12 protein-coding genes are annotated in these 15,148 nt (G+C 60.1%); 5 read left to right on the forward strand and 7 right to left on the reverse strand.

The window, feature by feature from the left end; all coding sequences use genetic code 11:
• Positions 1-22 precede the first annotated feature (22 nt).
• Positions 23-2,425, reverse strand: coding sequence for a sensor domain-containing diguanylate cyclase (locus tag BLU75_RS14740; RefSeq protein ID WP_084378882.1), 2,403 nt, complete (start codon positions 2,423-2,425; stop codon positions 23-25).
• A 133-nt stretch (positions 2,426-2,558) separates the two neighbouring features.
• Positions 2,559-4,823 carry a bifunctional 23S rRNA (guanine(2069)-N(7))-methyltransferase RlmK/23S rRNA (guanine(2445)-N(2))-methyltransferase RlmL gene (rlmKL, locus tag BLU75_RS14745; protein WP_084378883.1) on the reverse strand — a complete coding sequence of 755 codons (2,265 nt, stop codon included), beginning with the start codon at positions 4,821-4,823 and terminating at the stop codon, positions 2,559-2,561.
• 533 nt (positions 4,824-5,356) lie between these two features.
• Here rlmKL and rmf point away from each other — a divergent pair.
• Positions 5,357-5,572, forward strand: coding sequence for a ribosome modulation factor (rmf, locus tag BLU75_RS14755; protein WP_002553055.1), 216 nt, complete (start codon positions 5,357-5,359; stop codon positions 5,570-5,572).
• Positions 5,573-5,688: 116 nt separating this feature from the next.
• Here the strand turns inward: rmf and BLU75_RS14760 are convergent, their stop codons facing one another.
• From BLU75_RS14760 to sctC, 5 genes are all read right to left on the reverse strand, one after another.
• Positions 5,689-6,714: a quinone-dependent dihydroorotate dehydrogenase gene (locus BLU75_RS14760; protein WP_084378885.1), complete on the reverse strand. Its 1,026-nt coding sequence runs from the start codon at positions 6,712-6,714 to the stop codon at positions 5,689-5,691.
• Between the two features lie 90 nt (positions 6,715-6,804).
• Complete coding sequence (locus BLU75_RS14765) at positions 6,805-7,269, reverse strand: transglycosylase SLT domain-containing protein (protein ID WP_084378886.1); 465 nt, start codon at positions 7,267-7,269, stop codon at positions 6,805-6,807.
• Entirely contained in the window at positions 7,266-7,685 is a 420-nt protein-coding gene (locus BLU75_RS14770; protein WP_084378887.1) for a winged helix-turn-helix domain-containing protein, read from the reverse strand. The genes BLU75_RS14765 and BLU75_RS14770 overlap by 4 nt, the downstream gene beginning before the upstream one ends.
• Positions 7,686-7,823: 138 nt before the next feature.
• On the reverse strand, positions 7,824-8,231 hold the full coding sequence (locus BLU75_RS14775) for an InvB/SpaK family type III secretion system chaperone (protein WP_084378888.1): 408 nt from the start codon (positions 8,229-8,231) through the stop codon (positions 7,824-7,826).
• Between the two features lie 40 nt (positions 8,232-8,271).
• Positions 8,272-9,717, reverse strand: coding sequence for a type III secretion system outer membrane ring subunit SctC (gene sctC / locus BLU75_RS14780; protein WP_084378889.1), 1,446 nt, complete (start codon positions 9,715-9,717; stop codon positions 8,272-8,274).
• Between the two features lie 345 nt (positions 9,718-10,062).
• Here sctC and BLU75_RS14785 point away from each other — a divergent pair, with 345 nt between their 5' ends.
• The 4 genes from BLU75_RS14785 to BLU75_RS14800 all read left to right on the forward strand — a co-directional run bounded on the left by BLU75_RS14785 (position 10,063) and on the right by BLU75_RS14800 (position 15,041).
• The gene (locus BLU75_RS14785) at positions 10,063-11,289 is read left to right on the forward strand and encodes a CmpA/NrtA family ABC transporter substrate-binding protein (RefSeq protein ID WP_084378890.1); all 1,227 of its coding nucleotides are present in this window, start codon (positions 10,063-10,065) and stop codon (positions 11,287-11,289) included.
• Positions 11,290-11,303: 14 nt separating this feature from the next.
• Complete coding sequence (locus tag BLU75_RS14790) at positions 11,304-11,879, forward strand: ANTAR domain-containing response regulator (RefSeq protein ID WP_084378891.1); 576 nt, start codon at positions 11,304-11,306, stop codon at positions 11,877-11,879.
• 280 nt (positions 11,880-12,159) lie between these two features.
• Positions 12,160-13,371 carry a nitrate/nitrite transporter gene (locus BLU75_RS14795; protein ID WP_090221490.1) on the forward strand — a complete coding sequence of 404 codons (1,212 nt, stop codon included), beginning with the start codon at positions 12,160-12,162 and terminating at the stop codon, positions 13,369-13,371.
• Positions 13,371-15,041, forward strand: coding sequence for a bifunctional protein-serine/threonine kinase/phosphatase (locus tag BLU75_RS14800; protein WP_084378893.1), 1,671 nt, complete (start codon positions 13,371-13,373; stop codon positions 15,039-15,041). Before BLU75_RS14795 ends, BLU75_RS14800 begins: the two co-directional genes overlap by 1 nt.
• The last annotated feature ends 107 nt before the right edge of the window (positions 15,042-15,148 follow it).

The following is a 15,148-nucleotide window of genomic DNA, read 5'->3' on the forward strand; positions in this document are numbered from 1 at the left end:
CAGGGGCAAGCCTATCAGGGCCTCACACCTGCAAACGCTCTGCTTCTACCCGGTCTCGACCCGCCTGTTTGGCGGCATACACGGCCGAGTCCGCGCGTAACAACAAGCTATCCACCCCTTCATCGACCCGCCAACTGGCCACGCCGAAGCTGGCCGTGACAAGACCGACTCCGACCATGGGGGAACTGCGCAGCGACTGCCACAACTCGATGGCCAAGCCATAAGCCTGGTCACCGTCGGTGTTGGGACACAGCACCATGAACTCCTCACCGCCCAGGCGGCAGAACACGTCACTGCGGCGCACGCGCACGCCGATACGCCGGCATAACTCCTGCAACACTCCGTCTCCCACTGCATGCCCATGCTGGTCATTGATGCGCTTGAAGTGGTCAATATCCAGCATGATGACCGCCAACGCCCCCGAGGTGCGCCTGACCCGGCTCATTTCGGCCTTCAGGCGATCCTGGAAATATCGTCGATTATGGATCCCTGTCAGCGAATCGGTGATGGACAACGCCCGCAGCTCTTCTTCCACCCGCTTGAGATCGGAAATATCAGACACATAGCCATGCCACAACGTACCGCCACCGGGCAGTTCCTCCGGCGTGGCCTCGCCACGGATCCAGCGCAGGCCCTGGCGCGGCAGCTCGACGCGATACTCCTCCCGCCAATGACTCAACTGCAGTGCGGACAAGCGTATGGAGCTGCGAATACGTTCGGCATCCTGGGGATGTATACGCTCAAAGACCAGCTTGGCATTCTGCTGTAAAAGCCCTGGCTCTATTTCGTAAATATCGCGAATGCCGTCACTGGCGTAGATGAACCGCCAGTTGTCATTGGGTTCCAGAGTGAATTGAAAGATTCCTCCCGGCACATGGGCGCTGAGTTTTCTCAGCAAGCGGTCGCGTGCCGCCAAGGCTTCATGCACCCGCTTCTGCTCAGTGACATCCAGGCAAATCGCCAGGTGTCCGATCCACAAACCGTGGTCATCCAGCAGCGCCGTCACCAGCATGTTCACCATCAATTGGCTGCCGTCCTTGCGTACCAGCGTCCATTCCCGAGCCTCGTGCAAACTGTCAGTGCCTTCCACCAGCATCGCCTGAGCGGGTGTGATTCGCTTGCCCTGCATCTGACTCAACTGCGCCGCACGAACCGTCAGCTCAGAGGGTTGGTGCAGATTTTCGAGGGTCATTATTCCCAGGACCTGATCGGCCTCGTATCCCAGCATCTGCTCGGCCCCGGCATTGAACGTGTTGATCACGCCGCGCAGGTCCGTCGCAATGATCGCCACCTGGGTCGCAGCGTTGAGCACACTGCGCAACTGGCTATGGGCGGTGCGTAACTGGTGTTCGCGCACGCGCAATTCGCCGGTGCGTTGCTGCACCAGCTTGATCGCCCGCTGACGCTGGCTGACCAGCACGTAGAGCAAGGCACTGAGCAACAGACTGAGCAGACCGCCCATGATCAGGATGCTGGTCACCGAGGAGTGATTGCTCTGCTCGAACACTTGGCTGGGGCGCAAGCGCAAAGCGTAGACGTGATCCCCCAGGGTCAACCGACGGGTCACCTCCTGCCCACTACTGTCTGCCACGGGGTTGTTCGATTCGTACAGCACACGCTGCTGCGTGTCGGACGTGTCGACGATCTGCATGACCAGGTTGTCCCTGGCAGCGTTGGGCAGGCCGTCCGCTACCAGTTGACGCATGCTGATCACGGCCATCACATAACCGTAGGGTTCGTTGACGGGCATGTGTGTGGTCGCTGGTCGACTGACCGCCGCGACCAGCAGCACACCGGGGGTATACGATGGTTCCAAACCAACCAATTGCATGGGGAGGGATACCGCGATTTTGCCCGAGCGACGCGCCCGCTCGACCGTGGACCGGCGTAAAGGCTGAGCCAGCAAATCAAAACCCAAAGGTGACCCCAGGACACTTTGGGTCTGGCTGTATAACACCGGTACATATTCATCGCGCACGGCCGCTGAAACCAGGCTGCCATCATCGCTCAATTCACGAATGGAAAACGCTTCGCCAAGTTCGCGTGACACCTGTTGCTCGAACCCCAGGCGTTGCTCACGGAGCACACGCGGGGCCCAGGAATAGGCGCGCGTACGCAATAGCAACGGCTGGGCAAAACCGTTGAAATTTGCGTGCGAGACATTCTCGGAATTGACGAAAAAACGCCGCAGGCTACCTAGGCGCTGCTCCTGATCTTCAAAGCGTTCTTCAAGACGGCTGTAGCGTTCATTGACCAGCAACTGGAAGCGCTGGCGCACTTGCTGCCGATTGAGATCCGCCGCAGCCCACGCCACCACCAGGGTCAGCGCCCCGCCGACCAGGACAACCACCAACCCAACCAGCCAGGCCGACGCTTGCTCGCTGATGAAACCGAGGATCTTCGGGCGGACTGCATGCAACGGCATAGGCAAGACTCAAAACGCCAGCGTGCCAGGGCGCCACTTTGGCTAGGTATTAAGTTATAGCCATAGAGCCCAGTTTTGACCAGCGCAAAAGAGCCACGCGCCCGGATTAATCCAGGCGCGCGGCTCAGGCCGATCAGCGTGCGGTGACTTTCCAGGCGCGGTGGATTTTCGCGTTACGCGCAAAGTCCGGATCGATGGTTTTGTCACTGATATCTTCAACGACATAACGCTCGCCCAGGTTGTCCTCCAACTGGAATTTGCGGAAGTTGTTGGAAAAATACAGCACGCCGCCAGGGGCCAGACGCGCCATGGCCAGGTCGAGCAATTGCACGTGGTCCCGCTGTACGTCAAAGACACCTTCCATGCGCTTGGAATTGGAGAATGTCGGTGGGTCGATGAAGATCAGGTCGAACTCATCGCGACAAGCCTCCAGCCACGCCATGACATCACCTTGTTCCAGACGGTTTTTGTCGGAAAAACCATTGAGGGACAGGTTGCGGCGCGCCCAGTCCAGGTAGGTTTTCGACAGGTCGACACTGGTGGTGCTGCGGGCTCCGCCCTTGGCGGCATGTACGCTGGCGGTGGCGGTGTAGCAAAACAGGTTGAGGAAGCGCTTGCCGGCCGCCTCTTTCTGGATACGCAGGCGAATGGGTCGATGGTCGAGGAACAGGCCGGTGTCCAGGTAGTCGGTCAGATTGACCAGCAGTTTGACACCGCCTTCGCTGACCTCCGTGAACTTGCCCTGGGCGCTCTGGCGCTCGTACTGTTTGGTGCCGCTCTGACGCTCGCGACGCTTGACCACCACGCGGTTCTTGTCGACATTCAGCGCCTGGGGAATCGCCGCCAAGGCATCAAACATGCGCGCCGAGGCTTTTTCCGGGTCGATGGACTTAGGTGCAGCGTATTCCTGAACGTGAACCCAATCGTGGTACAGATCGATCGCCATGGAGTATTCCGGCATATCGGCATCGTACACACGGTAGCAATCGACGCCCTCGCGCTTGGCCCACTTGCCCAGCAGCTTGAGGTTCTTCTGCAAACGGTTGGCAAACATCTGCCCGCCTTCGCTCAAACGCGCCTGCTCGACCACAGGGGCCGGCGCCGGCTTGATCGGATTGCCGTTCTTGTTGTACTGACGCTCTTGCGGCTCGCTCGGCGCCTGATCGTAGGCCGCCTGTTCGCGTTCGGCCTGGCGTTGCTCGGGGGTGCGGCGCTCGCCGGTGACGAACTGATCCGGGTTGACCTTGATCAGCAGCAACTTGCACGGCAACGCGCCGTTCCAGAACGAATACTGTTTGTGACTGCGGATGCCCATGCGCTTGCCCAGATCCGGCGCACCGGTGAACACTGCGGCTTCCCAGCCCAGACAGGCCTGGCGCAGGCGCTCGCCGAGGTTCTGGTAGAGGTACAACAAACTGGCTTCATCACCCAGACGCTCGCCGTAAGGTGGGTTGCAGATCACCAGGCCTTTCTGGTTCTGGTCCGGGCGCGGCTCAAACGTACCGACTTCACCCTGATAGACCTTGATCCAGTGACTCAAGCCGGCGCGTTCGATGTTGTTGCGGCCCGGCTGGATCAGGCGCGGATCGGCTTCGTAGCCGCGAATCCACAACGGTGGCTTGTTCATGCCGATGGCCGCGCGTTCGCTGGCTTCGGCGTGGAGTTTTTTCCACAGTGCCGGAACGTGGCCAAGCCAGGCGGTAAAACCCCACTGCTCACGGTTCAGGTTGGGCGCCATGTCGGCGGCGATCATTGCGCCCTCTACCAGGAAGGTGCCGACGCCACACATCGGGTCGGTCAGCGCGCCGCCTTCAGCGGCGATACGCGGCCAACCGGCACGAATCAGAATGGCTGCAGCCAGGTTTTCCTTCAAGGGCGCCGCACCCTGCTGCAGGCGATAACCGCGTTGGTGCAAGCTATGCCCGGACAAATCAAGAGAAAGGATGGCTTCGCCACGGTCCAGACGCAGGTGAATGCGCAGGTCAGGGTTGATCTTGTCAATGGATGGGCGTTCGCCGGTCGGCGTGCGCAGCTTGTCGACAATCGCATCCTTGACCTTCAGCGCGCCGAAGTGGGTGTTATCGATACCCGAACCGTGGCCGCTGAACTCCACCGCCAGGGTTCCGTCCGGCAGCATGTGGTCCGGCCACTCCACGTCAAGTACGCCGTGGTACAGGTCTTCGGCGTCCTTCATCGGGAAGCGCTTGAGCACCAGCAGCACGCGGTTGGCCAGGCGCGACCAGAGGCACAACCGGTAAGCGGTTTCCATGTCGGCCATGCCGCGCACGGCCGAGGTGTGCTCGCGCGCGTCTTCAAGGCCAAGCCCGACGGCTTCCTCGATCAGCAGGCCTTCGAGGCCTTTAGGGCAAGTGAGGAAGAGTTCGTAACGGTCCGACATGGGAATTCCAGGCTTTTCAGCAATAAGTGAACGGGCGACGCATCGCCCGTTCGGTTTTCAATCAAGCGCTTTTCTTGAAGAGCACTCGCGTGGCACGAATGTGTGCCGTTCCACCCCGGCTGTCGGGCGTTTGAGCCTTGATTTCCGGGGCAGATAAAAAATTGGAAGCAACAACAGGTAATATTCTGACCCTTCGTCGAATAATAACCGACTGCAACGAGCGGACATTCTCACTAAAGAATTAAGCCCATCTTCTTACAGGGCACATCATAGCTGGCTTTGTCGCAAAAATGGGGCGAAAAACCATCCCAGCTTATGGCTATAGCATCGTTATCGTTACGTGCTTATGACAAAACGATCATTGAATCCATGTGACCTATTGGTTAGAACTCAACACAGGTCAGCGCCGCAACGACGCTGACACATTGGCCTGCCACGCCGGCAGCGGGCCGCACCAACGGCAGAAAAACTCTGCCTGACCTCGGATGAGGTCGAAGGATATCAAGACAGTCAACAAGTGAGGGAAACACCCTATGAGAAGACTTAAGCGTGATCCGTTGGAAAGAGCATTTTTACGCGGATATCAGTATGGCGTTCATGGCAAATCCCGTGAGCTTTGCCCATTTACTCTACCGTCGGTGCGCCAAGCCTGGATTAATGGCTGGCGAGAAGGACGCGGCGACAACTGGGACGGTATGACCGGCACTGCGGGGATCCACAGACTCAACGAACTTCACGCCGTCGGCTAATCAGGGCACTTAATTCCGACAAGCAACTTGAACATGTAACGACTTAACCACGCACGCCCCATCCGGGCGGCGGGCTTCGGCCCAGGGGCTCCTTCAAGGAGCCCTTTTTAATGCCTTCAGTTTTTCGGCAACGCCGCGATTGCATCCACTGACTGGCGAATCAACGCCGGCCCCTTGTAGATAAACCCGGAATACAACTGCACCAGACTGGCCCCGGCGGCGATCTTCTCTGCCGCGTGCCTGCCTTCAGTAATACCACCCACGGCAATAATCGGCAGGCGCCCAGCCAACTCTGCCGCCAGCACCTTGACGATGTGAGTACTTTTATCGCGAACCGGCGCGCCGGAGAGTCCACCGGCTTCATCACCGTAGGCCAGGCCTTCAACGCCGACCCGGCTCAAAGTGGTGTTGGTCGCAATCACCGCGTCCATCCCCGAATCCACCAGCGCCTGGGCCACCAGTACGGTTTCTTCGTCGCTCATGTCCGGTGCAATCTTGATCGCCAGCGGCACCCGCTTGCCATGCCGTACGGCCAGGTCTTCCTGGCGTTGGCGCAAGGCTTCGAGCAACTGCTTGAGCGAATCACCGAACTGCAGGCTGCGCAGGCCAGGAGTATTCGGCGAACTGACGTTGACCGTCACATAACTGGCGTGAGCGTAGACCTTGTCCAGACAGATCAAGTAGTCGTCCACCGCCCGTTCCACCGGGGTATCGAAGTTTTTGCCGATATTGATCCCCAGGATACCTGTGTACTTCGCCGCCTGGACCCGCGATAGCAAGTGATCAACGCCCAGATTATTGAAGCCCATGCGATTGATGATCGCCTCGGCCTCCGGCAAACGGAAGATGCGTGGCTTGGGATTGCCCGGCTGCGGGCGGGGCGTCACCGTGCCGATCTCGACAAAACCGAACCCCAACTGCGCAAAGCCGTCGATGGCCGCGCCGTTCTTGTCCAGGCCAGCCGCCAGGCCGACCGGATTGGGGAAGTCCAGCCCCATGACCGACACCGGCATCCGCGCCGGTGCCTTGCACACCAGCCCATTGAGCCCCAGGCGGCCACCCGCGCCGATCAAGTCCAGAGACAGGTCGTGGGAAGTTTCCGGGGAAAGTTTGAATAACAGCTGGCGGGCCAGGGTATACATGGGCGGGCTTGACTCGGATGGCGGCGAAAGGTGGCGCCGATTATAGCCGGGGTGAAGGGTGTGTGCGAGGCATGGCGCAAGCGTCGGCAATCATCCTTTGCGCTGGGCGATCAACGCCTCGTAGCGCTCCCAGATCCTTTGCGCATACCGCAGCCGCAGCGCTTCACGCCGGGCCCCCGCCCCAGGCCCCGCGTTGTATGCCCCCACCGCGGTCCAGTTGTAGCCGAATTGCTTGATGAACCCGGCAAGGATGGAAGCCCCCACGTCCACCGACAAACAGGGTTCGGCCAGCAACCGCTGCTCGGTAATCCCCTGCTTAAGCAGGCGCGGCAAATGAATGCTGTTGATTTGCATCAGGCCGATGTCACGGGAGCCATTGTGGTTACTGTAATTCATGGCTTTGGGTCGATAACCAGACTCTACCGCAGCGATGGCCTGCAGTAGCTCGGGTTCAATATCATGCCGGTTGGCGGCCTCGAGCCAGCAAAAGCCCCGGGCCTCGTTGGATCCGACCAGCACAATCAATAACAATGCCGGCGCAAAAACCCTCTTCACTGCTGGTCACCCCCCCGGATAATCAGGCCGCAGCCCGGGCAATTGGCGGCGCCCTCAAGCGGCCCATTCTTGTCGAGCACCCTCACCGGACCATTGAAACGATAACCTTGACCATACACCGTGGTAATCATGCTTCTGGCGCCCTTCAGGTATTTGCGCAGTGAGCAAATACAACGGGTCAGGGACTCCTCGGCCACCTCGCCGTTGGGCCAGACCAACGCCAACAAACGGTCCTTGGTCACCAGTAAATCTGGGCAGGCAAGCAGCAAACGCAGCACATGCCATTCCTTGGGAGGCAGCTGGATATCCACGCCATCAGTGGTCAGCCTGCCATCCCCTTGCAACGTCCAGCGATCGAACATGAAAGAGACCGACCTCAAGTCTTCTCCTCCGGTGACCCACTCACCTAAAGACATCCACGGTTCCTCATTGCCAAAACGTCCTATCCGAGATGACGCGACTATAGAAACCAGAGGTCGATCTCTCGTTAGGCAAAAACCCAAAAATTGATGGTTTCTCGGACACACCACGTAGGAAGTTTCAAAATCGTCGGTTCATGGCTGAATGAGGTTGCGTAACGTCTCGATACGCCTCACAAAATCATTCAGGGCAGCGCAAAAGTTCTCGGCACTGGACAGCGCCTGTGGCCCTGCCATCAAACGAAGCTCAAGGCGTCCGTCGATATCCGCCAACTGTATTTGGCCGCTACGGGCAAACGCACACTCCTTGAAGATGAACTGCAGCAGCACATAGGACGAATGCCGATACAAGGACGGCCCGGTCTCCGCCACGGAACTCCACACCCATACATCATCGTCAATCTTGCCGATATTGATGTTCGGCGAGTTACGCATCTGCATCTCAATGGTGCTGTGGCTATCAAAGCTGCCGATCTGCTGTGCATTACAGCCGCTATGCAACAACGCGGCCTTTACCAGTTCATCAAGAGTGCGGGCGTGCATGTGGAGCCTCCTTGGGCCTTGGGCAGGAAAACCGTTGATTTCATTGCGCTGAGGAGTTCATGAACGCCTGTCGGGCTTGTGCGTGTTGAGCAGGCGTCATGGTTGAACGCGGACCAGGGACGTGCCGCGGTGTCAGGTCATCGTTCACAGCCCTGGCCTGAATAATGAAAAGGCGCACGCCGTGGGTCCCTGGCGCGTCGTAGCGTTCCCGCGAAGGTCCGGGTTTGGCCCCTTCGACATCACGCCGAAAACTGCCCAGCAATAAACGCTTGCCTTGGGCGACCCGGACCACCGTATTGATGCCCACACGCCCTACCGCCGCCGAGGACCGTTCACCATTGCCCACCGGGTTTATTTGACGACCGTCCTCAATGGTGAGCTGCATCTCGATCTCGTTCGCCTCGGCAAGACGCGGTAGAACACTGACTTGCGTTCCATAGCCAACCGGTAGCCATACCTGGCCGCCCTGATTGTGTGAGGCCAGGTAAAGGGATTGCTCGTCATGAAACATCGCAGGGACATTCTCCTGGGTCAGAATCACCGGCAATGTCACCACAGCGGCTTGTCGACGTCGCTCCAACGTCCTGATTCGAGTCATCAGGGCACGGTCTTCAAGCGGTGTCAGCACACGACTCACCAGTTGCGACCCACCTTTTTTGTGCCTGCCGGCAGGGACCACGCCCATTTTCTCGAACGCGTGCCGGTCCATGTCTACCCGCCAGAGCGAAATTTCGACCGACCGTTTGGGTACATCCAACTCCGCCACAAGACGCTCAATAAAGCTCACTTGTGCGGGGTTCCCCTTAATCAACAAGCTGTTGGTATCCGGGTACGCCATCACCGAAATACGCCCGCCTGCCAGCAACCCCGACTGCCCCTGAGTGAGCGGAGCGACGTTCTTGCGCTCGGTGGCGAGGAGCTTTTCAAGCATTGTGGCCATGCCTGGCACGACAATTTTTTCGCCAGCCATGGCGTACTGGCGATCCGCGACATGAGTGTTAAGCACCTGGACGACACCGATTTCCTGCGGGCCCATGCGCAGCTCGGGACGCTTGCGGTCCACGAGCTGGGCCAGGCGCAGCACGTGGTCGACGTAATTGGGCGGCCCGGAAATATAAAATATCCGCCCCGTGCCTTCGCGCAGCGGGTGGCGCGTTTCGCTGAGCCCGGAGCGCCTCATGGCATCACGCAACTTGTCGACCGAAATGTGCCGCAGTGAGACCACCGAGCTTTTCGCCTCACTGGCGTCGTAGATATAGAGCGCTTGGCCGTCGCTGTACCAAATCAATCGTTGCGCCAGGGTGACCGTGTCAAGCACAGCCTGGGGCACCAGGAAATCGAAATGTCCGGTAATACGCTTGCGCGCGGCTTTCTGGCTGACAACGATGGACTGCCCCATGGGAGCCGACAGCGCCGTAAAGAATACCCGCAGGTTTTCATCCTGCGCCTGGTAAGCCTCGGCCAGACAAGCCGCGCTCCCCAGCATCAGCAGGCAGCAGAGCAGCCAACGTCGAGGATCGAGACGTCGAGGCAGCCGCGGCACGCCTGTAGCGCAGGGTTTCGCGGCAGATTGATCAAGGGGCACTCTGGTCTTCCTGAGCGGCACGGCGTTGAGAATGCGCCCATAGTGAAAGGCCGCCGCCGTGCAATCTTGATGAAAAGCTGACGAAGTAGCACTGCCCGCACACCGTGGCATGTGCCTTGCTTTGCCTTGCCTATCGCAGCCCGTATCAACGCCGGAACGGGCTCAAAGACAAAGGCGTCGTCACCTGCGTGTGCTTGCAAGCCGCGTGGTGCAACGGCGTTTTTTTCAGAAAGAAGGTAGGTGTTGATGAATGATCGGGTCGGCAGCAGCCAGGCCAACAACCCCTTGGCCTGGGTCAACGGCAGCGATGCGCCGGAAAAGAGCAGCCTCGACCTGGGCTTCATGGCCCTGAGCGATTGCGCTTCGCTGGTGGTCGCCGCCACACAGGGGTTTGCCCAGCCTTACGGGCTCACACTGAACCTCAAACGCCAGTCATCCTGGGCCGGCCTGCGGGATAAACTGGTCAGCGGCGAGCTGGACGCCGCCCAAAGCCTGTACGGCCTGAGCTACGCGGTACACCTGGGTATCGGCGGTGTCCCGCCCACGGCGATGGCGGTCCTGATGGGGCTGAGCCAGAACGGCCAAAGCATCAACCTGTCTCACGGCTTGCAAATGCAAGGGGTGACCAGTCCTGAAGCACTGGAACATCTGGTGCACCAAAGCCGAACAAAACTGACCTTCGCCCAGACCTTTCCCACGGGTACCCACGCCATGTGGTTGTACTACTGGCTCGCCAGCCAGGGCATCCATCCATTACAGGATGTCGACAGCGTGGTCGTACCTCCATCGCAGATGGTCGCGCATCTGCAAGCCGGGCGGATCGACGGTTTTTGCGTCGGCGAACCCTGGTCCGCCAGCGCGGTTCAGCAAAACCTGGGGTTTACGTTGGCCACCACACAAACGATCTGGCCGGATCACCCGGAAAAGGTCCTGGGCTGTACCCAGGCATTTGTCGAACAGTACCCCAACACCGCGCGCGTACTGGTAATGGCCATTCTGCAAGCCAGTCGATTTATCGAGGACAGCACCGAGAACCGCCGCTCCACCGCGCAACTGCTGAGTGCCCGGGAATACCTGGATGCACCGCTGGAATGCATAGCGCCGCGCCTGCTGGGGGATTATCACGACGGCCTGGGTAACCACTGGCAAGACGCCCATGCCTTGCGCTTCCATGGGAACGGCCAGGTCAACGTGCCCTACCTGTCCGACGGCATGTGGTTCATGACCCAGTTCCGGCGTTGGGGCCTGCTGCGTGAGGATCCGGATTACTTCGCCGTCGCGCGCCAGGTACAGCGCCTGGACATTTATCGCCAAGCAGCTGGCGCAGTGGGGATAGCCGCCCATGATCAGGAAATGCGCAGCAATCAGTTGATCGACGGCAAGGTCTGGGATGGCTCGGACCCCGCCGGTTATGCCCGCAGCTTCCGCCTGCACGCCATGGCCGACGATGTCGTCCGGCATGCTTTGCGCTGACCGGAGGAGGACTTATGTTGCGAATCCTGCTGATCAACGACACCCCACGCAAGGTCGGACGCCTCAAGACGGCGCTGATCGAAGCCGGTTTTGAGGTCATCGATGAATCTGGCCTGACCATCGACCTGCCCGCGCGAGTCGAAACGGTGCGTCCGGATGTGATTCTGATCGATACCGAGTCACCGAGCCGTGATGTGATGGAGCAAGTGGTGCTGGTCAGTCGCGACCAGCCTCGGCCCATTGTGATGTTTACCGACGAGCATGACCCGGGAGTCATGCGTCAGGCGATCAAGTCCGGGGTCAGCGCTTATATCGTCGAGGGTATCCAGGCCCAGCGCCTGCAACCGATCCTCGACGTGGCGATGGCCCGCTTTGAAAGCGATCAGGCCCTGCGCGCGCAACTGCTGGCGCGTGATCAGCAACTGGCGGAGCGCAAGCGCATCGAGCTGGCCAAGGGTCTGCTGATGAAAATGAAGGACTGTAATGAGGAACAGGCTTACACCCTGATGCGCCGCCAAGCCATGAGCCGCCAGCAGAAACTGGTCCAGGTGGCGGAGCAGATTATTGCGATGAGTGAGTTGTTGGGGTGATCCAAGGAAGGGTCGAGTTGGATATGCCTTCCCAAAAACAATAAACACCTGACCCCGACAGCGTCGGCATTCTTGGCGCAGGACTTGCTAACCAAACATCACAGGTAGCCAACGGCGGTTGCCCCACCCCGACAAAGACGTCGCACACCCGGTTTGCCAACGCGAACCCGGTGGCGGCGTTTTTTCGTTTTGGCCCCACAGCCCGGGGCCGGTGGGGTGGCCTTTAGCAGCCACTCCATCACAAGGCCTTCTTACAAGACCCTTACCGCTGAGGTGCGTGATGAAATCAAGCTTCTGGAAATCCGGCCACACCCCGACCTTGTTTGCCGCGTTCCTGTATTTCGACCTGAGCTTCATGGTCTGGTACCTGCTGGGTCCCATGGCGGTGTTGATCGCCACCGACTTGCAACTGACCACCCAACAACGCGGACTGATGGTGGCAACACCAATCCTGGCCGGTGCCATCCTGCGGTTTCTAATGGGCATGCTGGCAGACCGGCTGTCGCCCAAGACCGCCGGCCTGATCGGTCAGGTGATCGTCATCGGTGCACTGTTCGCAGCCTGGAAAATGGGGATCCACACCTATGAACAAGCCTTGTTGCTGGGGCTGTTCCTCGGCATGGCCGGCGCGTCTTTCGCTGTCGCCTTGCCTCTGGCATCGCAATGGTACCCAGCCGAGCACCAAGGCAAGGCCATGGGCATCGCCGGCGCAGGCAACTCCGGCACGGTGTTCGCCGCCATGCTCGCACCGGTGCTGGCGGCCGCGTTTGGCTGGACCAACGTATTCGGCTTTGCCCTGATTCCGCTGATCCTGACGTTGATCGTGTTCGCCTGGCTGGCACGCAACGCCCCCGAGCGGCCAAAAGCCAAATCCAGGGCCGACTACTTCAAGGCCTTGGGAGATCGCGACAGTTGGTGGTTCATGTTCTTCTACAGCGTGACCTTCGGTGGTTTTATCGGCCTGGCCAGCGCCCTGCCCGGTTACTTCAACGATCAGTACGGCTTGAGCCTGATCACCGCCGGCTACTACACCGCGGCCTGCGTATTTGGCGGCAGTCTGATGCGTCCGTTGGGCGGCGCCCTGGCTGACCGCTTCGGCGGGATTCGCACCCTGCTGGGCATGTACGCCGTGGCAGCGGTCTGCATCGCCGCGGTGGGGTTCAACTTGCCAAGTTCTTACGCAGCCCTGGCCCTTTTCGTCTGCACCATGCTCGGTTTGGGTGCAGGTAACGGCGCGGTATTCCAGTTGGTGCCCCAACGTTTTCGACGCGAGATCGGCGTGATGACCGGCCTGATCGGCATGGCCGGCGGCATCGGTGGTTTCGTCCTCGCGGCAGGCATGGGTACGATCAAGCAAAGCACCGGCAGCTATCAACTGGCACTCTGGCTGTTTGCCAGCCTGGGCGTACTGGCCTGGTTCGGCTTGTATGGCGTCAAGCGTCGCTGGAGAACCACCTGGGGTTCGGCGACAGTCACCGCCGCGCGGGTCTGATGAGCCTGCAACTGAGCTTTGCCCAAGCCAGCGCCATCGGCCCCCGGCAGGAAAACCAGGATGCCTTGCGCCTGGTGACCCCGGCTCCGGAACTGGCTGCCAGCAAAGGCTACCTATGTGCCATCGCGGATGGGGTCAGCCAGTGCGCGGACGGTGGCCTCGCGGCTCGCTCGACCTTGCAGGCGCTGGCCCTCGACTATTACGCCACGCCGCAAACCTGGGGTGTGGCCCAGGCCCTGGACCGCTTGTTGCTGGCACAAAATCGCTGGCTGCAGGCCAACGGTGGTGGCCAGCCGCTGTTGACCACCCTCAGCGCCCTGGTGTTTCGCGGGCAGCGCTTTACTCTTGCGCATGTCGGCGACTGCCGGGTCTATCGCTGGTTCGACGACGAGTTGCTGCGTATCAGCGAAGAACATGTGTGGGAGCAACCGGGCATGCAGCATGTGCTCAAGCGCGCCCTCGGCCTGGACCAGCATCTGGTGGTGGACTTTCTCGACGGCGAGCTGCGCAAGGGCGAGTGCTTCCTGCTGCTCAGCGACGGCGTGTGGTCCACCTTGGGTGATCACAGTATCAGCGCGATCCTGCGGGAGCAGACAGACCTGGAGCTGGCAGTGAATACCCTGATCAGCGCCGCACATTTGGCGGGCAGCCAGGACAATGCCAGCGCGCTGCTGGTGCGCATTGACCAACTCGGCGCCGCGACCCTTGGCGATGCGCTGGTGCAGCTGCAGCAGTGGCCATTGCCACCGACACTGAGGGCCGGTCAACAGTTCGAGGGCTGGCAGGTGGAGTCAACGCTGGGGCAAAGCCGCCAATCCCTGCTCTACCGGGTGCGTGATGCCCAGCACCAGCCGTGGCTGCTTAAAACCCTGCCGACCAGCCTTGATGATGACCTGTTCGCGGCGCAAGCCTTGCTGTCGGAAGAGTGGTTTTTGCGCCGGGTCGCCGGACGTGCGTTTCCTGAAGTCCACCCGGCCAACGGGCGTCAGCATTTGTACTACGTGATGCGCGAATACTCAGGACTGACCCTCGCCGAACTGTTCAAGCGCCATGGCCCCTTGCCGCTCGCGCAATGGCAATCCCTCGCAGAACGCCTGTTGCGGGCAATCGGACAGTTGCATCGGCGGCAAATCCTGCATCGCGACATCAAACCGGAAAACCTGCTGCTGGGGGACGACGGGGAGTTGCGGATACTGGATTTCGGCCTGGCCTACTGCCCGGGCCTGTCCGAAGACCGTGCCCACGTGTTGCCCGGCACCCCGAGTTTCATCGCCCCCGAAGCCTTTAATGGCGAACGTCCGAGCCCGCAGCAGGATTTGTACAGCGCAGGCGTGACCTTGTATTACCTGCTGACCGGGCATTATCCCTACGCAGAAGTCGAAGCGTTTCAACGACCCAAGTTCACCACGCCGGTCAGTGCCAGTCGCTACCGACCCGACCTGCCCGACTGGCTGCATCAAAGCCTGGAGCACGCCGTCGCAGTACAACCGGCGCAACGTTATGAAACTGCCGAGCAATGGCTACTGGTGCTGGAGCAGGCCGATCGCCGTGAACTGAGCATTCGCCCCAGGCCGCTGTTGGAGCGTGAGCCGCTCAAGGTCTGGCAGACACTGGCCATGCTGTCGTTGTTGATCAATCTGGTGCTGCTGTACGGGTTATTGCACCACTAAGAAGCAAAAGCGCACTCCTGATCCGCCGCATACCCAATAAAAGCGGACACCAGGCGACTTGGCACAACCACTGCATTAGCTTTCTCCAACACCCACATACAGCCCAC

The sequence above is a fragment of the Pseudomonas mucidolens genome (assembly GCF_900106045.1).
Classification (GTDB): Bacteria; Pseudomonadota; Gammaproteobacteria; order Pseudomonadales; family Pseudomonadaceae; genus Aquipseudomonas; species Aquipseudomonas mucidolens.

Bases quoted from the DNA above. Each gene is read 5' to 3' on its own strand.
- BLU75_RS14800 (WP_084378893.1), top strand. From the start codon at position 13,371: ATGAGCCTGCAACTGAGCTTTGCCCAAGCCAGCGCCATCGGCCCCCGG.
- BLU75_RS14785 (WP_084378890.1), top strand. From the start codon at position 10,063: ATGAATGATCGGGTCGGCAGCAGCCAGGCCAACAACCCCTTGGCCTGG.
- BLU75_RS14790 (WP_084378891.1), top strand. From the start codon at position 11,304: ATGTTGCGAATCCTGCTGATCAACGACACCCCACGCAAGGTCGGACGC.
- BLU75_RS14740 (WP_084378882.1), bottom strand. From the start codon at position 2,425: ATGCCGTTGCATGCAGTCCGCCCGAAGATCCTCGGTTTCATCAGCGAG.
- BLU75_RS14775 (WP_084378888.1), bottom strand. From the start codon at position 8,231: ATGCACGCCCGCACTCTTGATGAACTGGTAAAGGCCGCGTTGTTGCAT.
- BLU75_RS14770 (WP_084378887.1), bottom strand. From the start codon at position 7,685: ATGTCTTTAGGTGAGTGGGTCACCGGAGGAGAAGACTTGAGGTCGGTC.
- sctC (WP_084378889.1), bottom strand. From the start codon at position 9,717: ATGCTGGGGAGCGCGGCTTGTCTGGCCGAGGCTTACCAGGCGCAGGAT.
- rlmKL (WP_084378883.1), bottom strand. From the start codon at position 4,823: ATGTCGGACCGTTACGAACTCTTCCTCACTTGCCCTAAAGGCCTCGAA.
- BLU75_RS14760 (WP_084378885.1), bottom strand. From the start codon at position 6,714: ATGTATACCCTGGCCCGCCAGCTGTTATTCAAACTTTCCCCGGAAACT.
- BLU75_RS14795 (WP_090221490.1), top strand. From the start codon at position 12,160: ATGAAATCAAGCTTCTGGAAATCCGGCCACACCCCGACCTTGTTTGCC.
- rmf (WP_002553055.1), top strand. From the start codon at position 5,357: ATGAGAAGACTTAAGCGTGATCCGTTGGAAAGAGCATTTTTACGCGGA.